The sequence below is a fragment of the Pseudomonas sp. GW822-FHT01E03 genome (genome assembly GCF_058802985.1).
The window spans coordinates 1-15872 of record NZ_JBXAOQ010000015.1; the positions used below are offsets into that span (position 1 = coordinate 1).

Here is a 15872-nt window from a genome sequence, read left to right on the forward strand (position 1 = left end):
GCTCGCGAAAGCGGTGTGTCAGCAACCTGGATATTGGCTGACACACCGCCTTCGCGAGCAAGCCCGCTCCCACAGGGGGTTGCGGCGTATCTAACGGATCACTCCCCCGCCAGCTCCCGCAAGTTCGCCAGTGTCTTGGCATCCAGCTCAATGCCATTGACCTGCGACTTAGCGCGTTGATGATGACGCCGGTCACCCGGCAAACGCTTCAGGCCGACACCGTGCATTTGCCGCACCAGTTCCTGGCTGCGCTCGGCAAAGCTTTGCCCCGCCGCCTTGTCCGGATCGATCACGATAAGCAATTGACCAGTCCAGGGGGTCTTGGCGCCAGGGTGGTTCTTCCAGTCGAACTCGAAGGAAAAATTGCCACCGGTCAGTGCCGCCGCGAGCAACTCGACCATCATCGACAACGCCGAGCCCTTGTGCCCGCCGAAAGGCAGCAACGCGCCGCCCTCGAGAATCGCCTTCGGGTCCGTGGTCGGCTGGCCGAGGCTGTCTACGCCCATCCCTTCCGGCAAGCGTTCACCCTCGCGGGCGGCAATTTGCACATCGCCATGGGCAATGGCGCTGGTGGCCAGGTCGAAGACAATCGGCCCGCCCTCGGCCCGCGGTGCAGCGAAGGCAATCGGGTTGGTGCCGAACAGCGGCCGGTCGGCACCGTGGGGCACCACGCAGGTCATGCTGTTGACCACGCTCAATGCCACAAGGCCCTCTTCAGCGAAGGGTTCGACATCCGGCCACAAGGCCGCGAAATGGTGCGAGTTACGGATCGCCAGCACCGCGATGCCGGCACTTCGGGCCTTCTGCACCAGTAACTCGCGTGCCGCCGCCAGGGCCGGCTGCGCAAAACCGTTATTGGCATCGACCCGCACAAACCCTGAAGCCACATCTTCGACCAGCGGAACGGCCTGGCCATTGACCCAGCCGCTTTGCAGCGTCGAAACATAACCAGGAATGCGGAATACCCCGTGACTGTGCGCGCCGTCGCGCTCGGCACCGGCGCAGTTTTGCGCCAGCACCCGGGCAACCTCGGCCGACGTGCCGTGACGCAGAAAAATCTTCTCCAGCAAAGCGCTCAGCGCTTCGAGTGACAGGTGTGACGGGACCGCGGTAGAGGCGTGATCGTGTGGCGCAGACATCTGAAGCTCCAGACTGATTATTGGAGGGAACAACAGCGTACAAAGACCCGCCGATTAACAACGCGCGGCGTGCGGCCTGTCAACCTTTCGCTCAGGGTCGATGAGGTATATCCCTGTCACAAACGCCCGCGACCCGTGCGTTATCTATTTACCACCCGCGTCAACGCACCGGCTTTTAGTCTCGATGCTCAATCCACAGGCGCCTTTGAGTGGCACCTAGAACGAGACTCGACGATGTCTACACCATTAACTCCGCTGTTTTTCCCCGAGGCGCTGACGTTGCGCGGTCTCTGGAGAGAACTTGGCCAAACCCACGGGCTGACGCGAAGGGACTTCGAATGGTTCAGCCATATCGAACTGGCCACCCAGGCACTGCGCGACGAGCAGACGCCGCCCATGCTGGCGAAGAAAATCCTGCTGAAAATCCCTGGACTGGAACCCGTGGCGCTGGCCGGCAGTTTTTTGCTGACTGCGACGCCCGATGACAATGGCGTGATTCTCTACACCCCGTACGCGGGAATAAAAAAGTTCGCCGACCGTACGGCCCTGACCGAACAGCTGGTGACGCAACTCAAAGCGGCCGGTGAAGACGACGACCTGCTGGCCTTCATGGCGCTGTCTCAACGCAAGGCCGTGGTGGGCGCCACCGACATCGAACTGGACTTTCAAACCATCGACGGGGACGTGTTCGAAGACCAGCGCAACACCCTCTCCACCCAGCAGCAACTTAACGACCAGGCCCTGCTCGACGAATTGAAAGCGCTGCCGTCCCTGACCTCTCTGCTCGACACATTGCTGAGTCAACGTCTGGCGGCGTCGTTTCCCGGTCTAGATCAGAGCCGGACCCAAGTGAACTTCTACCTGGCTACAACGCCAGAAAATGCGGGCGAAAGCCATCCGGCGCGACGCTGGGTCAACACCCTTTCCCTGAGTGACGCGGTACTCCTGCACTATCGCCATCAGCGTTGGCCATCCGGGCAGTCCCATGAATTTTCCCATCCGGGAAAGTCCCCGGCAAAAGCCGACCAGCCACTCTGGGAAACAGCCGTCACGACAATCTCGCGCCAACTGATCGGCCTGCTGATCGGGCAGCTCGAAGGTTACTGGGCTGCGGCGAGCACCGAAGGTGCATCGCGTCGCCAGTTCTTCGGCCAGGCCATCGCCGACCAGGCGAGGGTACAACTGCTGCTCAAGCGCGAAGCCGGGATCATCACCCCTGAGCAAAGCCAGGACTTGCACGCGTTGATCTCGACGGCCAGCCGGACGAACAAAGCTATGACGGTCGAAACCGTGCGTCTGTGGGAGTACCAGGCCAACTATGTAGAGTTGGCCGGCTCACTGATGGTCAGCGCCGGCAATGCGTTTCTCTACACGCCCACCGCAGGCCTGCAGGTGCTCGAGAACTATCAGGACTTGAGCGATACGGTGCTGAGCAAGTTCAGTGCGGCCGGTCATGAGGATGAACTCTATGGTCTGCTGAGCCTGGATGAACGCCAGCGTTTCATTGGTTTTGACCGGCCGAAGGTGACCGGGGAAGTGATTGGCGGCGCGATCTTCCCCAAGCTCTTCGACGGGATCATCAGCAAGCAACGGCAGAACATGGAATATGCCCTGCAGGTGTTCCGTCACAGTGACGGCAACGTGGACATCCACGCCCTGTTCGACAAGGCGCTGGATATCCGCTCGATGATCAGCGAGCGACTGCTGACGCTGGATGCCGGCGGACGCTGGAGCACACGCCCCGTGTTATCCGGCAATCAGCATCCCTCCACCGTGCTGGCCGATACAGCGGCAGCTTTCGTCAAAACCTTCCGCGACATCGAAACTCTGATCAACGCGGATTTTGCAGCACAACCGGTTGCGACTCTGGCCTTGCAACGGGTCTATCTGGAAAACATGAAACCCCGCCTGGCCCATGCACTTGCCGTTGGCCTGCGTGGCGAGGCCAGCCTGCGGGTGCTTGGCGCAACACTGCGGGATGCGGATCGGGCCATTGTCGAAACAGTCTTCAACCCGGACCAGCCCGACCGACAAAACCGCCTGTCACTCAAGGGTTTCCGCCCCGATGCCTACTCGTTGACGCTGGAGCGCTCCGGCCAGCAGGATGTCCTGCCCCTGGCCCATTGTCTACTCGTGACCGAGCGTGGCGGACTCGATCCCTCGCATTCCGGCCGGACGATCCTGTGGACGCCCGCCGAGGGCCTGGAAGTCTTTGACACCATCAGTCGTGCACGGCTGGAACTGAACCGCCGCCTGCTCGAGCCGCAGCAACGCCTGGCGCTGCTGGAAAACCTGACCCCGGCCCAGCGCGTCTTTCACCAACGCTACTCACTGGGACCGTTGCGGCTGATTGAAGGGTCTGTGTTGGAACGGGTCGCGCAATCGTCCATCGAGCACTTTTTGGCTCGCTGCGAACACGTACGTACTTTCGACCTGAGCGACACGAAGCAGAAAAAAGCCCTTGAAGACCTGACCACAACGGTCCTCAACACCAACCTGGGAAGAGCCACGTCGATTGCCCGGGCGATCAGCCAGCAGCAGTCCCTGCCCGCCTGGCTGGGAATGGCTCCGCTGCAAGAGCAGCGACTGCACCTTGAACTGCTGGAGCAATACCGCCACAGCGTTGTTGAGGACAAAGACTATTTACACGGGACCAAACCCCTCAAGTCGTATGTGCATGAAACACTGAAATCGTTGCTCGCAAGCCGCTTCCCCGCAACAGCGCTGGACCCTGACAATATCGAAATCACCCCGGACCTGGCCCTGGTCGGCCCCGCCCGGAGCCTCACCGAGTTCGCCTTGCAGCACATCAACATTGCGCAAGGCACAGGGTTCAAGGTCGGGTCGGGAACCACTCAAACGCTGCCCCGGAGTCTGGATCAGGCGGCTGTCCGCCAACTGTTGCGATCACTGGACATTGCGCAGAACTACGCCAAACAGGTCACGGACAGCTTGTCGAATCAAGCGGCCGACGTCGAAAGCAGGATGTTGCGCTTCGTCAAGCAACTGCCCTGGCAACTGCTGCAACACGCGCACGAACTGAAACTGCAGCAACGGCTTTCCGACAGCGCTTTCGATTTGCTTCGGCAAGTATTCGACATGCCGGACGCCATCGCCCGGGCGACCGTAGAAGGTGCTCACGCCATTGCCCGACCATTGGAACTGATCAAGACAACCGGTGCCGCCGCCGTCAAGGCGCTGGGCCTGTACCTGATTGGTCCAGGCACGGGCAAGGCAGGCCCACAAATCCTCTATGCCCCTTACCACCCGGGTGGTTCACCCTTCGTTGAGTTCGACAATGAGGCCAGCGTTGTTTCGGCACTCAACACACCGGGGCCATTGCAGGACATGTTGATACGTCGCCTGCCGGACAGTGAGCAAACGGTGTTTCGCAACCTGTTGGAGTCCACCGTCGGCCAGTCAAGCGAAATCACCCTTGCGTCCAACCCCATCGGCGGCAACCTGCTCACCCATTTGTTCCATGACAACACCCAACTGTTGGTGAAGATGCTCGCCAGCCAGTCACACGCTAGCGGTCAGTCGGACTGGGAGGCCGTTAAACACCTGTTCGGTGCCGGCATCGAGCGCATTTCAAGCCTGCTGCCGGGCAAACTCGCATACGTGCAGTTTCTTTGGAAAGCCTACAAGGATGCCCTCAATTCGGCCGAAGCCTTGCAGGACCATCACTGGATGACCGCGTTGCGCGAGTTTATTGCCGGGGCGGCGCAAATCCTGTCATTGGGCCGGCTGTCACTTGAAGGATGGGGCGAAAGCGCCCAGGAAACCGGCGAAGCCGTTGCTCCACCGGTTGTCACCCCCGTGATCGCTCAACCCTGGTCGAAGATTCGGTCGACAGCAGCAATGCGCACCCGGCTGCAACCGTTCGAAACCACGGTTGAACTCAAGGACCTGGCGAAAAACAGCACTGACGGCACCTATGTGGACGCGGGCAGCAAGAAAACCTATGCCGCCATTGCCGGAAAGGTGTACGGCGTGAACAAGACCGGAGCGGTCTGGAGAACGATCAAAGGCAAGGAAGAAGGCCCCGTGTTAACGACTACTCCTGACAAACAATTGGTCATCGACCCGGATTTCCACACCGTTCACTTCGGCAAAGTCGTCTCGAAAATGCACAATCAGTATGCCAACGCCTATGTTGCGCGGGCGGTCCTGAACATCGAGGCCCGGGGGATGGACGAAATCCGGGCAAAGCATCCCGCTAAAGCCCGCATGATCGTGCAGGCCATCGACATGGCTCGTTATTATGCGTTCAACAGCCTGCACAATCTGGTGCAACTCAGGAAACTCCTCCCGGGCACACGGCTCGATACCTTCCTCAAACAGTTCTTTGATGTTGGTCAGGTCGACAAAGCACTGCTCGAAAAAATCAAACAGGCCATCGTCCCCGTCTGCAACGCGCTGGTCGATCCCGATGAAGACTGGATGAACTCGCAACGCTTTATCGTGGGTTCAAGTCGGGACCCGAAGGACAACCTCATCGCGTTTGTCGTGGACAAGGATCTACAGCGCAATGTCCATTTCACGGAAAAATTCTTCAATCAACAACTCGACTGGTACAAATCCAGCCTGACACAGCCCTTCGATGTCGACGGCCACAGCCAGGCCGCGACCCTGATACACGAATTCGCTCATTTGTTTTCCGGGGCCGTTGACATTGCATACCTTGAGGCCAGGCTGCCGTTCAGCGATCTGGTAGCGTCGGTCACCGGCTATGGCGCGGCAAAGAAACAGTCTCAGCTGGATTTCCAGCGAGAAGCCTTATCGATGAAAACGCCGAAAGAGGAACTGTTCGCACGCTGGAACAGTGGCCTGCAATCCTGGATCAGCCTGGATTCGATTCCGGATTCTTATCACATTGGCAAGGCCATTCTACGGCTGACGGGCAGCCAGACCATGGATAAGGCACGGGAAGCTTTTTTAAACAGGCAGGAATCGAAGTTCCGAACCGACGTCATTTTGCACAATGCCGACTCGATCGCCTTTTTGATCTGCGAAATGGGCCGGCAACTGGACCCGGTGCCGGTCACTCCGACCGCTGAAACCTGACCGCGGCGTAACAACGCGCAGATCCCCGGGTCTGCGCAGCACAACGGTGTTTGACTTGATGTTTTTTTCACGCACCCTATGGATACTGTTTATTCGACAACAGATGTTCCAAAGGCGATGCGTTGAAAAAAAACAACACATTGATGGTTAAATGCCATGACTGATGTTCTCGCAGACTTCCCCCAAGGTTAGAATGCAGGAAATCAGGAAGGGCCAATGACCGACCACACACTTTCGGAAGCCGAATACGACGCTATCACCGATGCTGCCGCGCATTGGTGCATGCGTCTGCACGCCAGTGACTGCACCGAGCAAGAGCGCCAGGCGTTCGAGCAATGGCGTGATGCACATCCGCTCCATGCCTTCGAGTACGAAGCGATGCTGGAGATCTGGGATGTCGCCGGCGAGTTGCCTCGTCCCGAACCCGTCGTGCCGCTGGTTCGCCACCAACCCGAAACCCCGTGGCGCCGCCTGGCCATTGCCGCGGCGGTATGTGCCCTGGCACTGCCTTTGGCCGGTTATGGCGGCTGGCACCTGGGGTGGGTACCGAACGCGTACCAGCATTTCGAAGCGACCGACAATGTGCGTACCGTCACGTTGAAAGACGGCAGCCAGGTGGAGCTGAACCTGGGCAGCGAGCTGACGTACAGCAACTACAAGGATCAGCGGCAAGTCACGCTGGATAAAGGCGAAGCCTTCTTCAGGGTCAGCCATGACACCCGCCACCCCTTCGTGGTCAAGGCCGCCGAAGGCCGGATTCGCGTGACCGGCACCCAATTCAACGTCTGGATGTATGAAGACCAGGTCAAAGTCAACCTGATCGAAGGTTCGGTACTGGTCAGCAGCAACGCCGACCTGCAAGGCGACGGTTTGCGCCTTGGCCCGGCGATGCAGGCCAGTTATCGCCGCGGCGACTTCATTCCCCGCATCAGCCAGACCTATGACAATGACAGCTCGCTGGCCTGGCGCCAGGGCAAACTGGTGCTCGACGATCTGGCCTTGAGCGATGCGCTGCCCTTGATCAATCGCTACCTGGATAAACCGTTGATGGTGGCTGACCACAGCACCGGCTCGATCCATATCGGCGGCATCTACAACATCAAAGAGATCAACGGCCTGGTAAAGTCCTTGCCTCGGGTCCTGCCGGTCTACCTGACCCGTAACCAGAACGGCAATCTGGTGGTCAACGCGATTCCGCAAATCTCCCCGAAAAGCTGAAAAGGCCGCCACCCTTGCGGATGCGGCCTTCAGCATTCATGCAAAACCCCACTACTTACTGCGCGGCCACTTTTGCATCCTGCCGGCGGATCGTCTGCACCTGATAGTCCGGATCGGACAGGATCTGTTGCTCGGTGAAAGGCAGCACGCTCCATTGCTTCCTGGAAAAGGCCTGCGTCTGGTCCCGTGAATACTTCGAGGCCGGGTCGCTGGACAACGAGAATGCCAGCAGCCCTTTGGCCTGCGGTCCGTTTTCGTCAAAGGTCACCACTTGCAGATAGCTCGTGCCGCTGACCACTTCGCGCTTGCCATCGCTGCGCGGTACGCTCTGGATCGCGTTGTAGACCCCTAACGTTCCCGGCCCGCCGTGGATCGGTGTCTGTTGTCCGCCGCTGCTGACCACCTGGATATCGCCCCAGCGACTGTCCGGCTTGAGTCCTGCCGCCTTGACCTGTTCAGCCGAAGCCAGCATCGCTGCCCGTAGCGCCTTTGCCACCTGCGGGTGATCGACTGCCAGACCCCGTGGGGTATGTTGCGGATCCCGCGGATCGAATGCCACACGCCATACGTCCGGCACCGACTCCAACGCCTCCATGACATTCTGGAAGTGCACAAAGCCCAAACCGCTGCCCAAGTTGGCGTTGCGGTCCCAGGCCTTGAGGCTGGCGCACAGTGGCGCGAGCGTTTTGGCATCGGTACCGAGATCCGCCGCGCAGAATTGCAGGAGGTCCGGCATCACTAGACTGGCTTGATAAACCCGATCATCCATGACCATGTGTTGCAAGTCCGCTGCCTCGATCTTGCCGGCCTGGGCCAGCGCGCTCAAACGGTCCAGGGCAAAGCGCGATCGCAGCCCCAGTGGCTGACTGTCCTGACTGATCAACGGCGAATAGCCGGTCAGCGGTTGCGCCGGGTTGGCCATCCATGCCGAGTCGTTGGAGTGCTGGACAAAGTCCTTGCGTAGCAATTGCGGCAACTTGTCCGCTGCATAGATACCCTGTTGTGCAGCCTGCGGGTCGATGTCCCAGGCACAGGCGCTGTTGGAGCCGTCGAGAATGATCATCTGCAAGCCAGCGCGCGGATCACTGCATTGCGCCAGCTTGTCGACACTGACGTTGGGCACGACCGAGAGGTTCATGTACAGCGTCTGCCCCTGATCGTCCGCTGCCAGCGTATTGACCCACGGAATGCCCTGGATCTCGTGCACCGAAGCCTGGAAATCCTTGAGGTTTTCAGCGCGGTTCATCGCGTACCACTGCTGCAGAACCCGGTCGTTATCCAGATTGGCGTCGCGCAGGCTGTAGGCATATTGATGATCCCAATCCAGTTTTCCCGGCCATTGCACCACCGGACCGAATTTCGAGCTGTAGACCTCGTGGGAAATTGCCCGGACCTGCCCGTCCGCCTGCCTGACGTTGACGGTCACGGTCTGCTTGTCCATCGGCAAGGACTGGCCGTCGAGCAGGTAACGGGTCGAATCCTTGGGATCGAGCTGCAGGCGATACAGCGTGAAATGCCTGGACGAATCCACGGTGTGGGTCCAGGCCAGATGTTGATTGAAACCGATGTTGATCACCGGCAGGCCGGGCAACGCCGCGCCCATCACGTCCAGTTTGCCGGGAATGGTCAGGTGCATCTGATAAAAACGCATGCCGCCCACCCACGGAAAGTGCGGATTGGCCAGCAACATGCCGCGTCCGTTGAAAGAGCGCTCGCTGCCGACCGCAACGGCGTTGCTGCCACGGTCCAGGGCAAAACGCTGCATCCGCGTAGCGACCACCTGGAACGCTGCCTGTGCGCTCGACGCCCGGGCCACGGCCTGGGGCGGCGTGGCACCAGCCAGGGCTTCGGCAAACTGGCCGACGCCACCTTCGACCAACAGGCGCCGGGTCAGCTTGACCAGATCCGACGTGGTAATGTCGCGCACCCAATCTCCCTGGCACTGCGGCGGCAATCCCTGGACGCGACGCTCGCTCAAGGAGCGGTTGTACCCCGCCACATAGCCTTCGACCAACTCACGCACTGGCGGGGTCTGGGCCTGCCAGAAACCGGCGACGGCTTGCGGAGTGTTCAGCCAGGTGAAAAATACATCGCTGGCCAGGTTCTCGCGCTCTTCGACGGTGAACTGATCCGGCCCGAAGTACCGCGAACGTTCACCGTTGACCGTAGTGATTTCGTTGGCCAACAGGCACAGGTTGTCCTGGGCGTAGGCATAGCCGATGCCGTAGCCGAGCCCTCGCTCGTTGTCGGCGCGGATGTGCGGCACGCCGAAACCGGTGCGGCGGATCTCGGCGCTCGTTTGCGCAGGCGTATCGCTCGCGCTCGCCGCAAGGCTCAGCCCCAGGCTCAACCCCAGAGTCACACCCACCATGCTCAACCTGGTTAACTGGCTGGAAATAATCACGCTCGCTCCTGATCGAAAAAACGATGGTCGCGGCTGCGCATACCCACGCGCACCGGGCCTCCCTTTAGGGACGAAGCTCACTACAAAAATTTTAGAGATTACTGCGCAACGCCCCATGGTCTGACAGGTTGATCACGCGATGGCGACAAAATTTCTACATTCGGGCCTTCATGATTCGGGCTGCTCATACGTCTAATGCTGTAAGAGCGCCCATTTTTTCCTGATCAGGCTCTGAAAGGAGTTTTGCAATGTACAACTCGCAACTGCCAACGGACGGTAGCAACGCGCCAAAGGGTACTTCCATGGGAGTCGGCGTATTCGAGCCGCGTACCGATCGCCACGGCAACGAGCGGATCAGGGTCCTGCTCAAAAGCTTTGGCCTTCGAACCAGTCTGATCCGCCTGAAAGTCATCGATGCCCTGCTGACGGCCGCCGAAAACGACCGCAGCCTTGGCGTGCGTGGCGTGCACAGCCAATTGCTGGACCTGGATATTCCCCTGTCCTTTCTCAGCGTGCGTGAAGTGCTGAAGCGCTTGTGCAGCGAAGGCGTGATTGTCCTCAACCCCGACAAGAGCTACAGCCTGCATCCCCAGGCTGCTGCCATTTTGCGTAACCGATGATCGAATGATCAGGCTTTGACCTTGCGGCGCATCACGCCATTGATGACCACCACGACCACCGCCACGCCAATGGCGATGTACTGGAACAGTTTTTCGCTGATGACGCCGGTGTTCTGCAACCAGGAAAGGCCAAACATGATCCCCAGCACCACCAGGGAGATCAGAATCGAGTATTTCAAACGTTGCGACTGAGTCATTGCGGGTTCCTGAATCTGAAAATGTATCCGGTTTGTATCGACGCGCATGCCAAGCGCTTACCCTGTTTCGGGGATAAGCGGCTACAAGCGGGGTCTCATGTTACAGCCGATGAAGAGTTTTGGCTTCATTGCGGCGATAACCATGAGGACTTTCAAATGTTGCGTCGAATCACATTGCTGATTCCCCTGCTGGCCATCCTGCCCCTGAGCGGATGCATTGTTTTCCCCCACGGAGGCTGGCATCACGATCACTATGCCAACCATGGCGGACCAGGTTACTACCCACATCGTTAACAGTGGCTCAACAGCCTGAATCCTTTCGGTAAAAGTCATTGCCCGGCTGGGCGCACAGTTCCACCAACCAATCGACGAACACACGCACCCGCCGGGATAACTGGCGGTGCGGCGGATAAAGCGCCGTCATCGGCATGCCCGGTGGCGGCACTTCCCTCAGCACTTCACACAAACGCCCCTCCTCCAGTTGCCGGATTTCTACACCACCGGCACCGACGCCCGCGAAGCCACGGCCACCCTGCATCGCGCGCTGGAACTGGGCGTCAACCTGCTCGATACCGCCGATATGTATGGCCCGCACACCAATGAAGAGCTGATCGGCAAGGCCATTGCCGGCAAGCGCGATCAGGTGTTCCTGGCCAGCAAGTTCGGGATCGTCCGCGATCCGGCCAACCCCACCGCCCGTGGCGTCAACGGTCGGCCGCAATACATTCGCCAGTCCATCGACGGCACGTTGAAGCGCCTGGGCGTGGACACCCTCGACCTGTATTACCAACACCGAATCGACCCGCAGGTGGCCATCGAAGAAACCGTCGGTGCCATGGCCGAACTGGTCAGTGCCGGCAAGGTGCGTTATCTGGGCTTGAGCGAGGCCTCGGCGGCGACCCTGAAACGAGCGCACAAGGTTCATCCGATCAGTGCGTTGCAAAGCGAGTACTCGTTGTGGAGCCGCGATCAGGAAGAAAACGGTTGCCTGGCGGCCTGCCAACGCCTGGGCGTCGCCTTTGTGCCTTATAGCCCATTGGGCCGAGGGTTTCTGACCGGCGCGTTGAAAAGCCCGGATGATTTCGCGGCCGACGATTACCGTCGTTTCAGCCCGCGCTTTCAGGGCGAAAACTTCGCGAAAAACCTGCTGCTGGTGCAACAGGTACAAGCGCTGGCGGCAGAAAAAGGCGTGACGGCGGGCCAACTGGCGCTGGCGTGGGTACTGGCCCAGGGTGATTACCTGATTCCGATTCCGGGCACCAAGCAACGTAAATACCTGGAAGAAAACGTGGCCGCTCTGGAGGTGACGCTGAGCGCCGAAGAACTGCACGCGCTGGAAGCGGTCTTTGCGGCGAATGCCACCGCTGGCCTGCGTTATCCGGAAGAAGTCATGAAGCTGCTCGACCGCTAAGGGTCGCCGGCCCGCTCAATGAACCGGGCGGGCCGGGCAACAGGGCGTCAGGCTTCGTCCGAGAGAACAGTGCCCGGCCTCACCATGGGGCCGTTGCTTTTGCCATAAGTTTCCAGGTTTTGCAGCACGTAGATCGCTTTCTTGAACTCGGGAACCAAGTAATTGGCGTACTTGTTACCCTTCAAATTGTTGTTCTGGATGTTCTCCAGTTGCGTCGCGAAATATTCCAGCGCATTGAACTTCGCATCAGGGTCCTTGATGCCAAACCGGTCGAACTTGTCACCGGCATTACTCAGCGTGACGGCCGTCACATCACTGATCAGGCCGCGTTCTTTCAGTAAGACACTGAGACTGCCCATGGACTTGACTGAAATATTAGTGGGATCAAAACCCTTCATCTGCTTGCGCAATTTCATCTTGTCCATCTTGACTGTATCCAGTTCAACTGGATTGTTGCCCACCAGGTCAAGCATCTGCCTGACCTTGACGCTCTGGGGAACAGGCTTTGATCTGCTGGCGGTATCTCGAACCAACAGGCCCGCCTTCGGGGTCCAGGCGCCGGTATAACCGATAGTCATTGAAAACTCCTTCTTTTTGATCAAGTTAGAGGCTCAGAAGTATCGGCCGGAGCACTAACGCCACCAAACTTTAATTCAGCGCTTTAACAATTTTCGTACAATTCAGATACATGCTGTAAAACTTCATGTTTATTGGACTTCGGAAAATTGATGAATAGTCTTTCAGACTTTTCGTACAGGGCGGATAGTTGGTTTATATCAACACCAATACTTACCCTCGACATTTCAAGCTGACAATTTTGTAATGTCCCCCTCATCTCCCTGACAGCGTTGATCTACCATCATTGAATGGCCTATCTTGTAGCAACTGGAAACACTCCTTGAATGCCTGACCCATAAAAATGGTCAGAATGCGTTTTTTGCCCGTTAGCCGAGACGAATCCCATGCGAAACCCTCTGCGTCTGATCGCCCTGAGTGCCCTGTTCATGTCTTCCCTGGTCCAGGCCGCCGACCTCATTCCGATCGAGGTTCATCGCGACGCCAATTGTGGTTGCTGCAAAAAATGGATCACCCACCTGGAGGCCAATGGCTTCAAGGTCGATGACCACGTAGAAGCCAGCATGAGCGAATTCAAGCAACAGCACGGCGTGCCGCCACGCCTGGCGTCGTGCCACACCGCATTGATCAATGGCAAATTCGTTGAAGGCCATGTCCCGGCCGATCAGGTCCTGGCCTTGAGCAAACGCGACGATCTGCTGGGCGTCGCGGCCCCCGGCATGCCCATGGGTTCGCCCGGAATGGAAATGGACGGTATGAGCGATGCCTATCAGGTCATCGGCCTGAAAAAGGACGGCACTGACGTGGTGGTTGCGGACTACCCCGCCCATTGATGTCCGGCGCGTACTTCGGATTGTTTTTCGCGGCATTCGGTGCCGCCACGCTGCTGCCGTTGCAATCCGAAGCCGTGCTGGTCGGACTGCTGCTCAGCGATCGCTATTGGCTCTGGGCACTGCTGGCGGTGGCAACGTTCGGCAACGTTCTGGGCTCGCTAATCAACTGGTGGCTGGGGCGCGGGATCGAGCGGTTCCACGACCGACGCTGGTTTCCGGTGAGCCCCCGGCATCTGGAAAAGGCCCGGCTTCATTACCAACGCTACGGCCATTGGTCATTGCTGCTCAGTTGGCTGCCGGTGATCGGCGATCCGCTGACGCTGGTCGCCGGGGTCATGCGCGAGCCGCTGGGGCGCTTCCTGCTGATCGTCACCCTGGCCAAAGGCGCCCGCTACAGCGTGCTGGCGTTGGCGACTTTGGGCTGGATGGGTTGAACCTTCAAGGGCGGCGATTGCCTGTGATTAATGCCGCCCTAATCGTGTCGATCCAATATAGGCGGATTTTCCATGGAGCTCTCCGATGTCGCGCCCCTTCTCCCGCTGGTTACCCAGCCTGTTACTGACCGCCGTCCTGCCCGTCATCGCCCACGCCGAAGGGCCGCAATACGGCCCCGAGTTGCAAGGTTTCGACTACCCCTACACGCTCAAGCACTTCGCCTTTGATTCCCAGGGCCAATCCCTGCAAATGGGTTACATGGACGTCGCCGCCCACGGCAAGGCCAATGGCCGCAGCGTGGTGCTGATGCACGGCAAGAATTTCTGCGGCGCCACCTGGGACACCTCGATCAAAGCCCTCAGCGACGCCGGCTATCGGGTCATCGCCCCGGACCAGATCGGCTTCTGCACCTCCAGCAAGCCGGCGCACTATCAGTACAGCTTCCAGCAACTGGCGACGAACACCCAGCAATTGCTCAAGGCGCTGGGCATCCAGAAAGCCACCCTGCTGGGGCATTCCACCGGCGGCATGCTCGCCACTCGCTACGCCTTGCAATACCCCGAACAGGTCGAGCAACTGGCGCTGGTCAACCCCATCGGCCTGGAAGACTGGAAAGCCCTCGGTGTGCCCTATCGCACGGTTGATCAATGGTACGAGCGCGAACTCAAACTCAGTGCCGAGGGTATCCGCAACTACGAACGCACCACCTATTACGGCGGTCGCTGGAAGCCGGAGTTCGATCGTTGGGTCGACATGCTCGCCGGTCTGAACAAAGGCCCGGGGCATACGCTAGTCGCGTGGAACTCGGCACTGATCTACGACATGATCTTCACCCAGCATGCAGCAATATGGGGTTTATCGTATCCACCCCGCGACAGGCCGTCAATTCAAGACATTATCCAAGCCATTGAGGCGCCTGCTTGTGGCCCCCGGTTGTCCGTGTGGGACCATCTGGCCTTATCAACCAACGTCCACTTCATCGCTGAACCCGCCTGCTTGGATCCAATCGTCTCTGTGTGAAATCTGCCCCACTTGCCTACATCCACACTCAATCAATCGCCATAGCCACGCCCTATCAGCCTTCGCAAAATCAATTAATATAATGATATTGACTACTTACGTGAAATATGTATTGACAGAATGAGAATCAGTTGCTATAATTACAGTAGATGGGATAGAAAGTTTTTGTAACTTTCCTGCCCTCCCCAAATTTCCTCTTGCTGACACCTCCAGTTTTAGCAAGTTGTGCTGGTTCCTCCTCGGCACATCAGAGCAACGTCCTCATACGTTTCCTTGACCTTCTCCAGTAGGTTGCTCGTTACTGGTTCTAATTATGTTCCCGTCTGGTGTTTTCGATTTCACCATACGAGTTCCTCTCCGCAGGGCTCTCCATAAGCCTCAAGCAGTACCCCGGTTTGCTGGCGAACAACCGGAACAAATTCAAAGTTGTCATCTGGCATGGTGGCGTAAGGGGCAGACCTAAAAAATCTGCCCTTTTCTACGTCTGTAGCACGCCAGCGTTCGCAACTCACAAACATCAAACACCTAAACACACACATACGGAGGCCACATTGAAGGTCATGCGAATCTGTGCCCATTGTGGCATCAAGTACATTACATATCTGAATACTGCTGAATATTGCTCATCCTCTTGCAGAGGTAAAGCGTACAGACAGCGTAAGAAGCAACAACAAACCGAAACACCAACTCAATAACACAGGAGACACCATGCCAATGGACATAACAATCAATATCAACATCACAGTGCAGCAACCAGAAGTGCAAACCATCGTTAGGCTGCCAGCAACCCCAGTTGCAACAAAGGCGCCTAAAGAAGAAACCGGATTCGAATACATGCAACATCGTCAGAGAATCTACGACAAGATCAGACGCCTTTTCGGCATTGATGCTGCAAACCAATACCTTGCAGGAGCCATCTGAAATGGAACTGTTTATCTGGATGATAACAAGC

The 15872-nt window shown here is 58.3% G+C and carries 11 protein-coding genes and 2 pseudogenes; 8 read left to right on the top strand and 5 right to left on the bottom strand.

Annotation, left to right across the window (positions count from 1 at the left end):
- Positions 1-98: 98 nt before the first annotated feature.
- On the bottom strand, positions 99-1139 hold the full coding sequence (locus tag AC1RP7_RS24570) for an Ldh family oxidoreductase (protein WP_150814030.1): 1041 nt from the start codon (positions 1137-1139) through the stop codon (positions 99-101).
- Between the two features lie 234 nt (positions 1140-1373).
- Here AC1RP7_RS24570 and AC1RP7_RS24575 point away from each other — a divergent pair, with 234 nt between their 5' ends.
- Both AC1RP7_RS24575 and AC1RP7_RS24580 read left to right on the top strand, forming a co-directional pair.
- Entirely contained in the window at positions 1374-6206 is a 4833-nt protein-coding gene (locus AC1RP7_RS24575) for a dermonecrotic toxin domain-containing protein (protein WP_493180949.1), read from the top strand.
- 216 nt (positions 6207-6422) lie between these two features.
- Positions 6423-7424 (top strand): FecR family protein, encoded by a 1002-nt coding sequence (locus tag AC1RP7_RS24580; protein WP_340312034.1) that lies wholly within the window; start codon positions 6423-6425, stop codon positions 7422-7424.
- 55 nt (positions 7425-7479) lie between these two features.
- Here the strand turns inward: AC1RP7_RS24580 and pvdQ are convergent, their stop codons facing one another.
- Entirely contained in the window at positions 7480-9828 is a 2349-nt protein-coding gene (gene pvdQ / locus AC1RP7_RS24585) for a bifunctional acylase PvdQ (RefSeq protein ID WP_493180950.1), read from the bottom strand.
- A 248-nt stretch (positions 9829-10076) separates the two neighbouring features.
- Between pvdQ and AC1RP7_RS24590 the strand changes: the two genes are divergently transcribed.
- Complete coding sequence (locus AC1RP7_RS24590) at positions 10077-10448, top strand: hypothetical protein (RefSeq protein ID WP_057714705.1); 372 nt, start codon at positions 10077-10079, stop codon at positions 10446-10448.
- Between the two features lie 8 nt (positions 10449-10456).
- Here AC1RP7_RS24590 and AC1RP7_RS24595 read toward each other — a convergent pair whose 3' ends face one another.
- Positions 10457-10645, bottom strand: a complete 189-nt coding sequence (locus AC1RP7_RS24595; protein ID WP_090455405.1) for a hypothetical protein — start codon at positions 10643-10645, stop codon at positions 10457-10459.
- 301 nt (positions 10646-10946) lie between these two features.
- Positions 10947-11132: pseudogene (locus AC1RP7_RS24600) on the bottom strand (LysR substrate-binding domain-containing protein); the annotation flags it as partial.
- Here AC1RP7_RS24600 and AC1RP7_RS24605 point away from each other — a divergent pair.
- Positions 11127-12056, top strand: a pseudogene (locus AC1RP7_RS24605) (aldo/keto reductase); the annotation flags it as partial. The pseudogenes AC1RP7_RS24600 and AC1RP7_RS24605 overlap by 6 nt on opposite strands.
- Before the next feature lie 47 nt (positions 12057-12103).
- Here AC1RP7_RS24605 and AC1RP7_RS24610 read toward each other — a convergent pair.
- Complete coding sequence (locus AC1RP7_RS24610) at positions 12104-12634, bottom strand: hypothetical protein (protein WP_057714702.1); 531 nt, start codon at positions 12632-12634, stop codon at positions 12104-12106.
- Positions 12635-13018: 384 nt separating this feature from the next.
- Here AC1RP7_RS24610 and AC1RP7_RS24615 point away from each other — a divergent pair, with 384 nt between their 5' ends.
- The 4 genes from AC1RP7_RS24615 to AC1RP7_RS24630 all read left to right on the top strand — a co-directional run bounded on the left by AC1RP7_RS24615 (position 13019) and on the right by AC1RP7_RS24630 (position 15841).
- On the top strand, positions 13019-13465 hold the full coding sequence (locus AC1RP7_RS24615; RefSeq protein WP_057714701.1) for a DUF411 domain-containing protein: 447 nt from the start codon (positions 13019-13021) through the stop codon (positions 13463-13465).
- Positions 13465-13899 carry a YqaA family protein gene (locus AC1RP7_RS24620; RefSeq protein ID WP_090455409.1) on the top strand — a complete coding sequence of 145 codons (435 nt, stop codon included), beginning with the start codon at positions 13465-13467 and terminating at the stop codon, positions 13897-13899. The genes AC1RP7_RS24615 and AC1RP7_RS24620 overlap by 1 nt, the downstream gene beginning before the upstream one ends.
- 85 nt (positions 13900-13984) lie before the next feature.
- Positions 13985-14920, top strand: coding sequence for an alpha/beta fold hydrolase (locus AC1RP7_RS24625; RefSeq protein ID WP_493180951.1), 936 nt, complete (start codon positions 13985-13987; stop codon positions 14918-14920).
- A 708-nt stretch (positions 14921-15628) separates the two neighbouring features.
- Positions 15629-15841 carry a hypothetical protein gene (locus tag AC1RP7_RS24630; protein WP_493180952.1) on the top strand — a complete coding sequence of 71 codons (213 nt, stop codon included), beginning with the start codon at positions 15629-15631 and terminating at the stop codon, positions 15839-15841.
- Positions 15842-15872 lie beyond the last annotated feature (31 nt).

What these genes read in the sequence shown, in the direction of transcription:
- AC1RP7_RS24570 (WP_150814030.1), bottom strand. Translation starts at nt 1,139, where the DNA reads ATGTCTGCGCCACACGATCACGCCTCTACCGCGGTCCCGTCACACCTG.
- AC1RP7_RS24575 (WP_493180949.1), top strand. Translation starts at nt 1,374, where the DNA reads ATGTCTACACCATTAACTCCGCTGTTTTTCCCCGAGGCGCTGACGTTG.
- AC1RP7_RS24580 (WP_340312034.1), top strand. Translation starts at nt 6,423, where the DNA reads ATGACCGACCACACACTTTCGGAAGCCGAATACGACGCTATCACCGAT.
- AC1RP7_RS24590 (WP_057714705.1), top strand. Translation starts at nt 10,077, where the DNA reads ATGTACAACTCGCAACTGCCAACGGACGGTAGCAACGCGCCAAAGGGT.
- AC1RP7_RS24595 (WP_090455405.1), bottom strand. Translation starts at nt 10,645, where the DNA reads ATGACTCAGTCGCAACGTTTGAAATACTCGATTCTGATCTCCCTGGTG.
- AC1RP7_RS24610 (WP_057714702.1), bottom strand. Translation starts at nt 12,634, where the DNA reads ATGACTATCGGTTATACCGGCGCCTGGACCCCGAAGGCGGGCCTGTTG.
- AC1RP7_RS24615 (WP_057714701.1), top strand. Translation starts at nt 13,019, where the DNA reads ATGCGAAACCCTCTGCGTCTGATCGCCCTGAGTGCCCTGTTCATGTCT.
- AC1RP7_RS24620 (WP_090455409.1), top strand. Translation starts at nt 13,465, where the DNA reads ATGTCCGGCGCGTACTTCGGATTGTTTTTCGCGGCATTCGGTGCCGCC.
- AC1RP7_RS24625 (WP_493180951.1), top strand. Translation starts at nt 13,985, where the DNA reads ATGTCGCGCCCCTTCTCCCGCTGGTTACCCAGCCTGTTACTGACCGCC.
- AC1RP7_RS24630 (WP_493180952.1), top strand. Translation starts at nt 15,629, where the DNA reads ATGCCAATGGACATAACAATCAATATCAACATCACAGTGCAGCAACCA.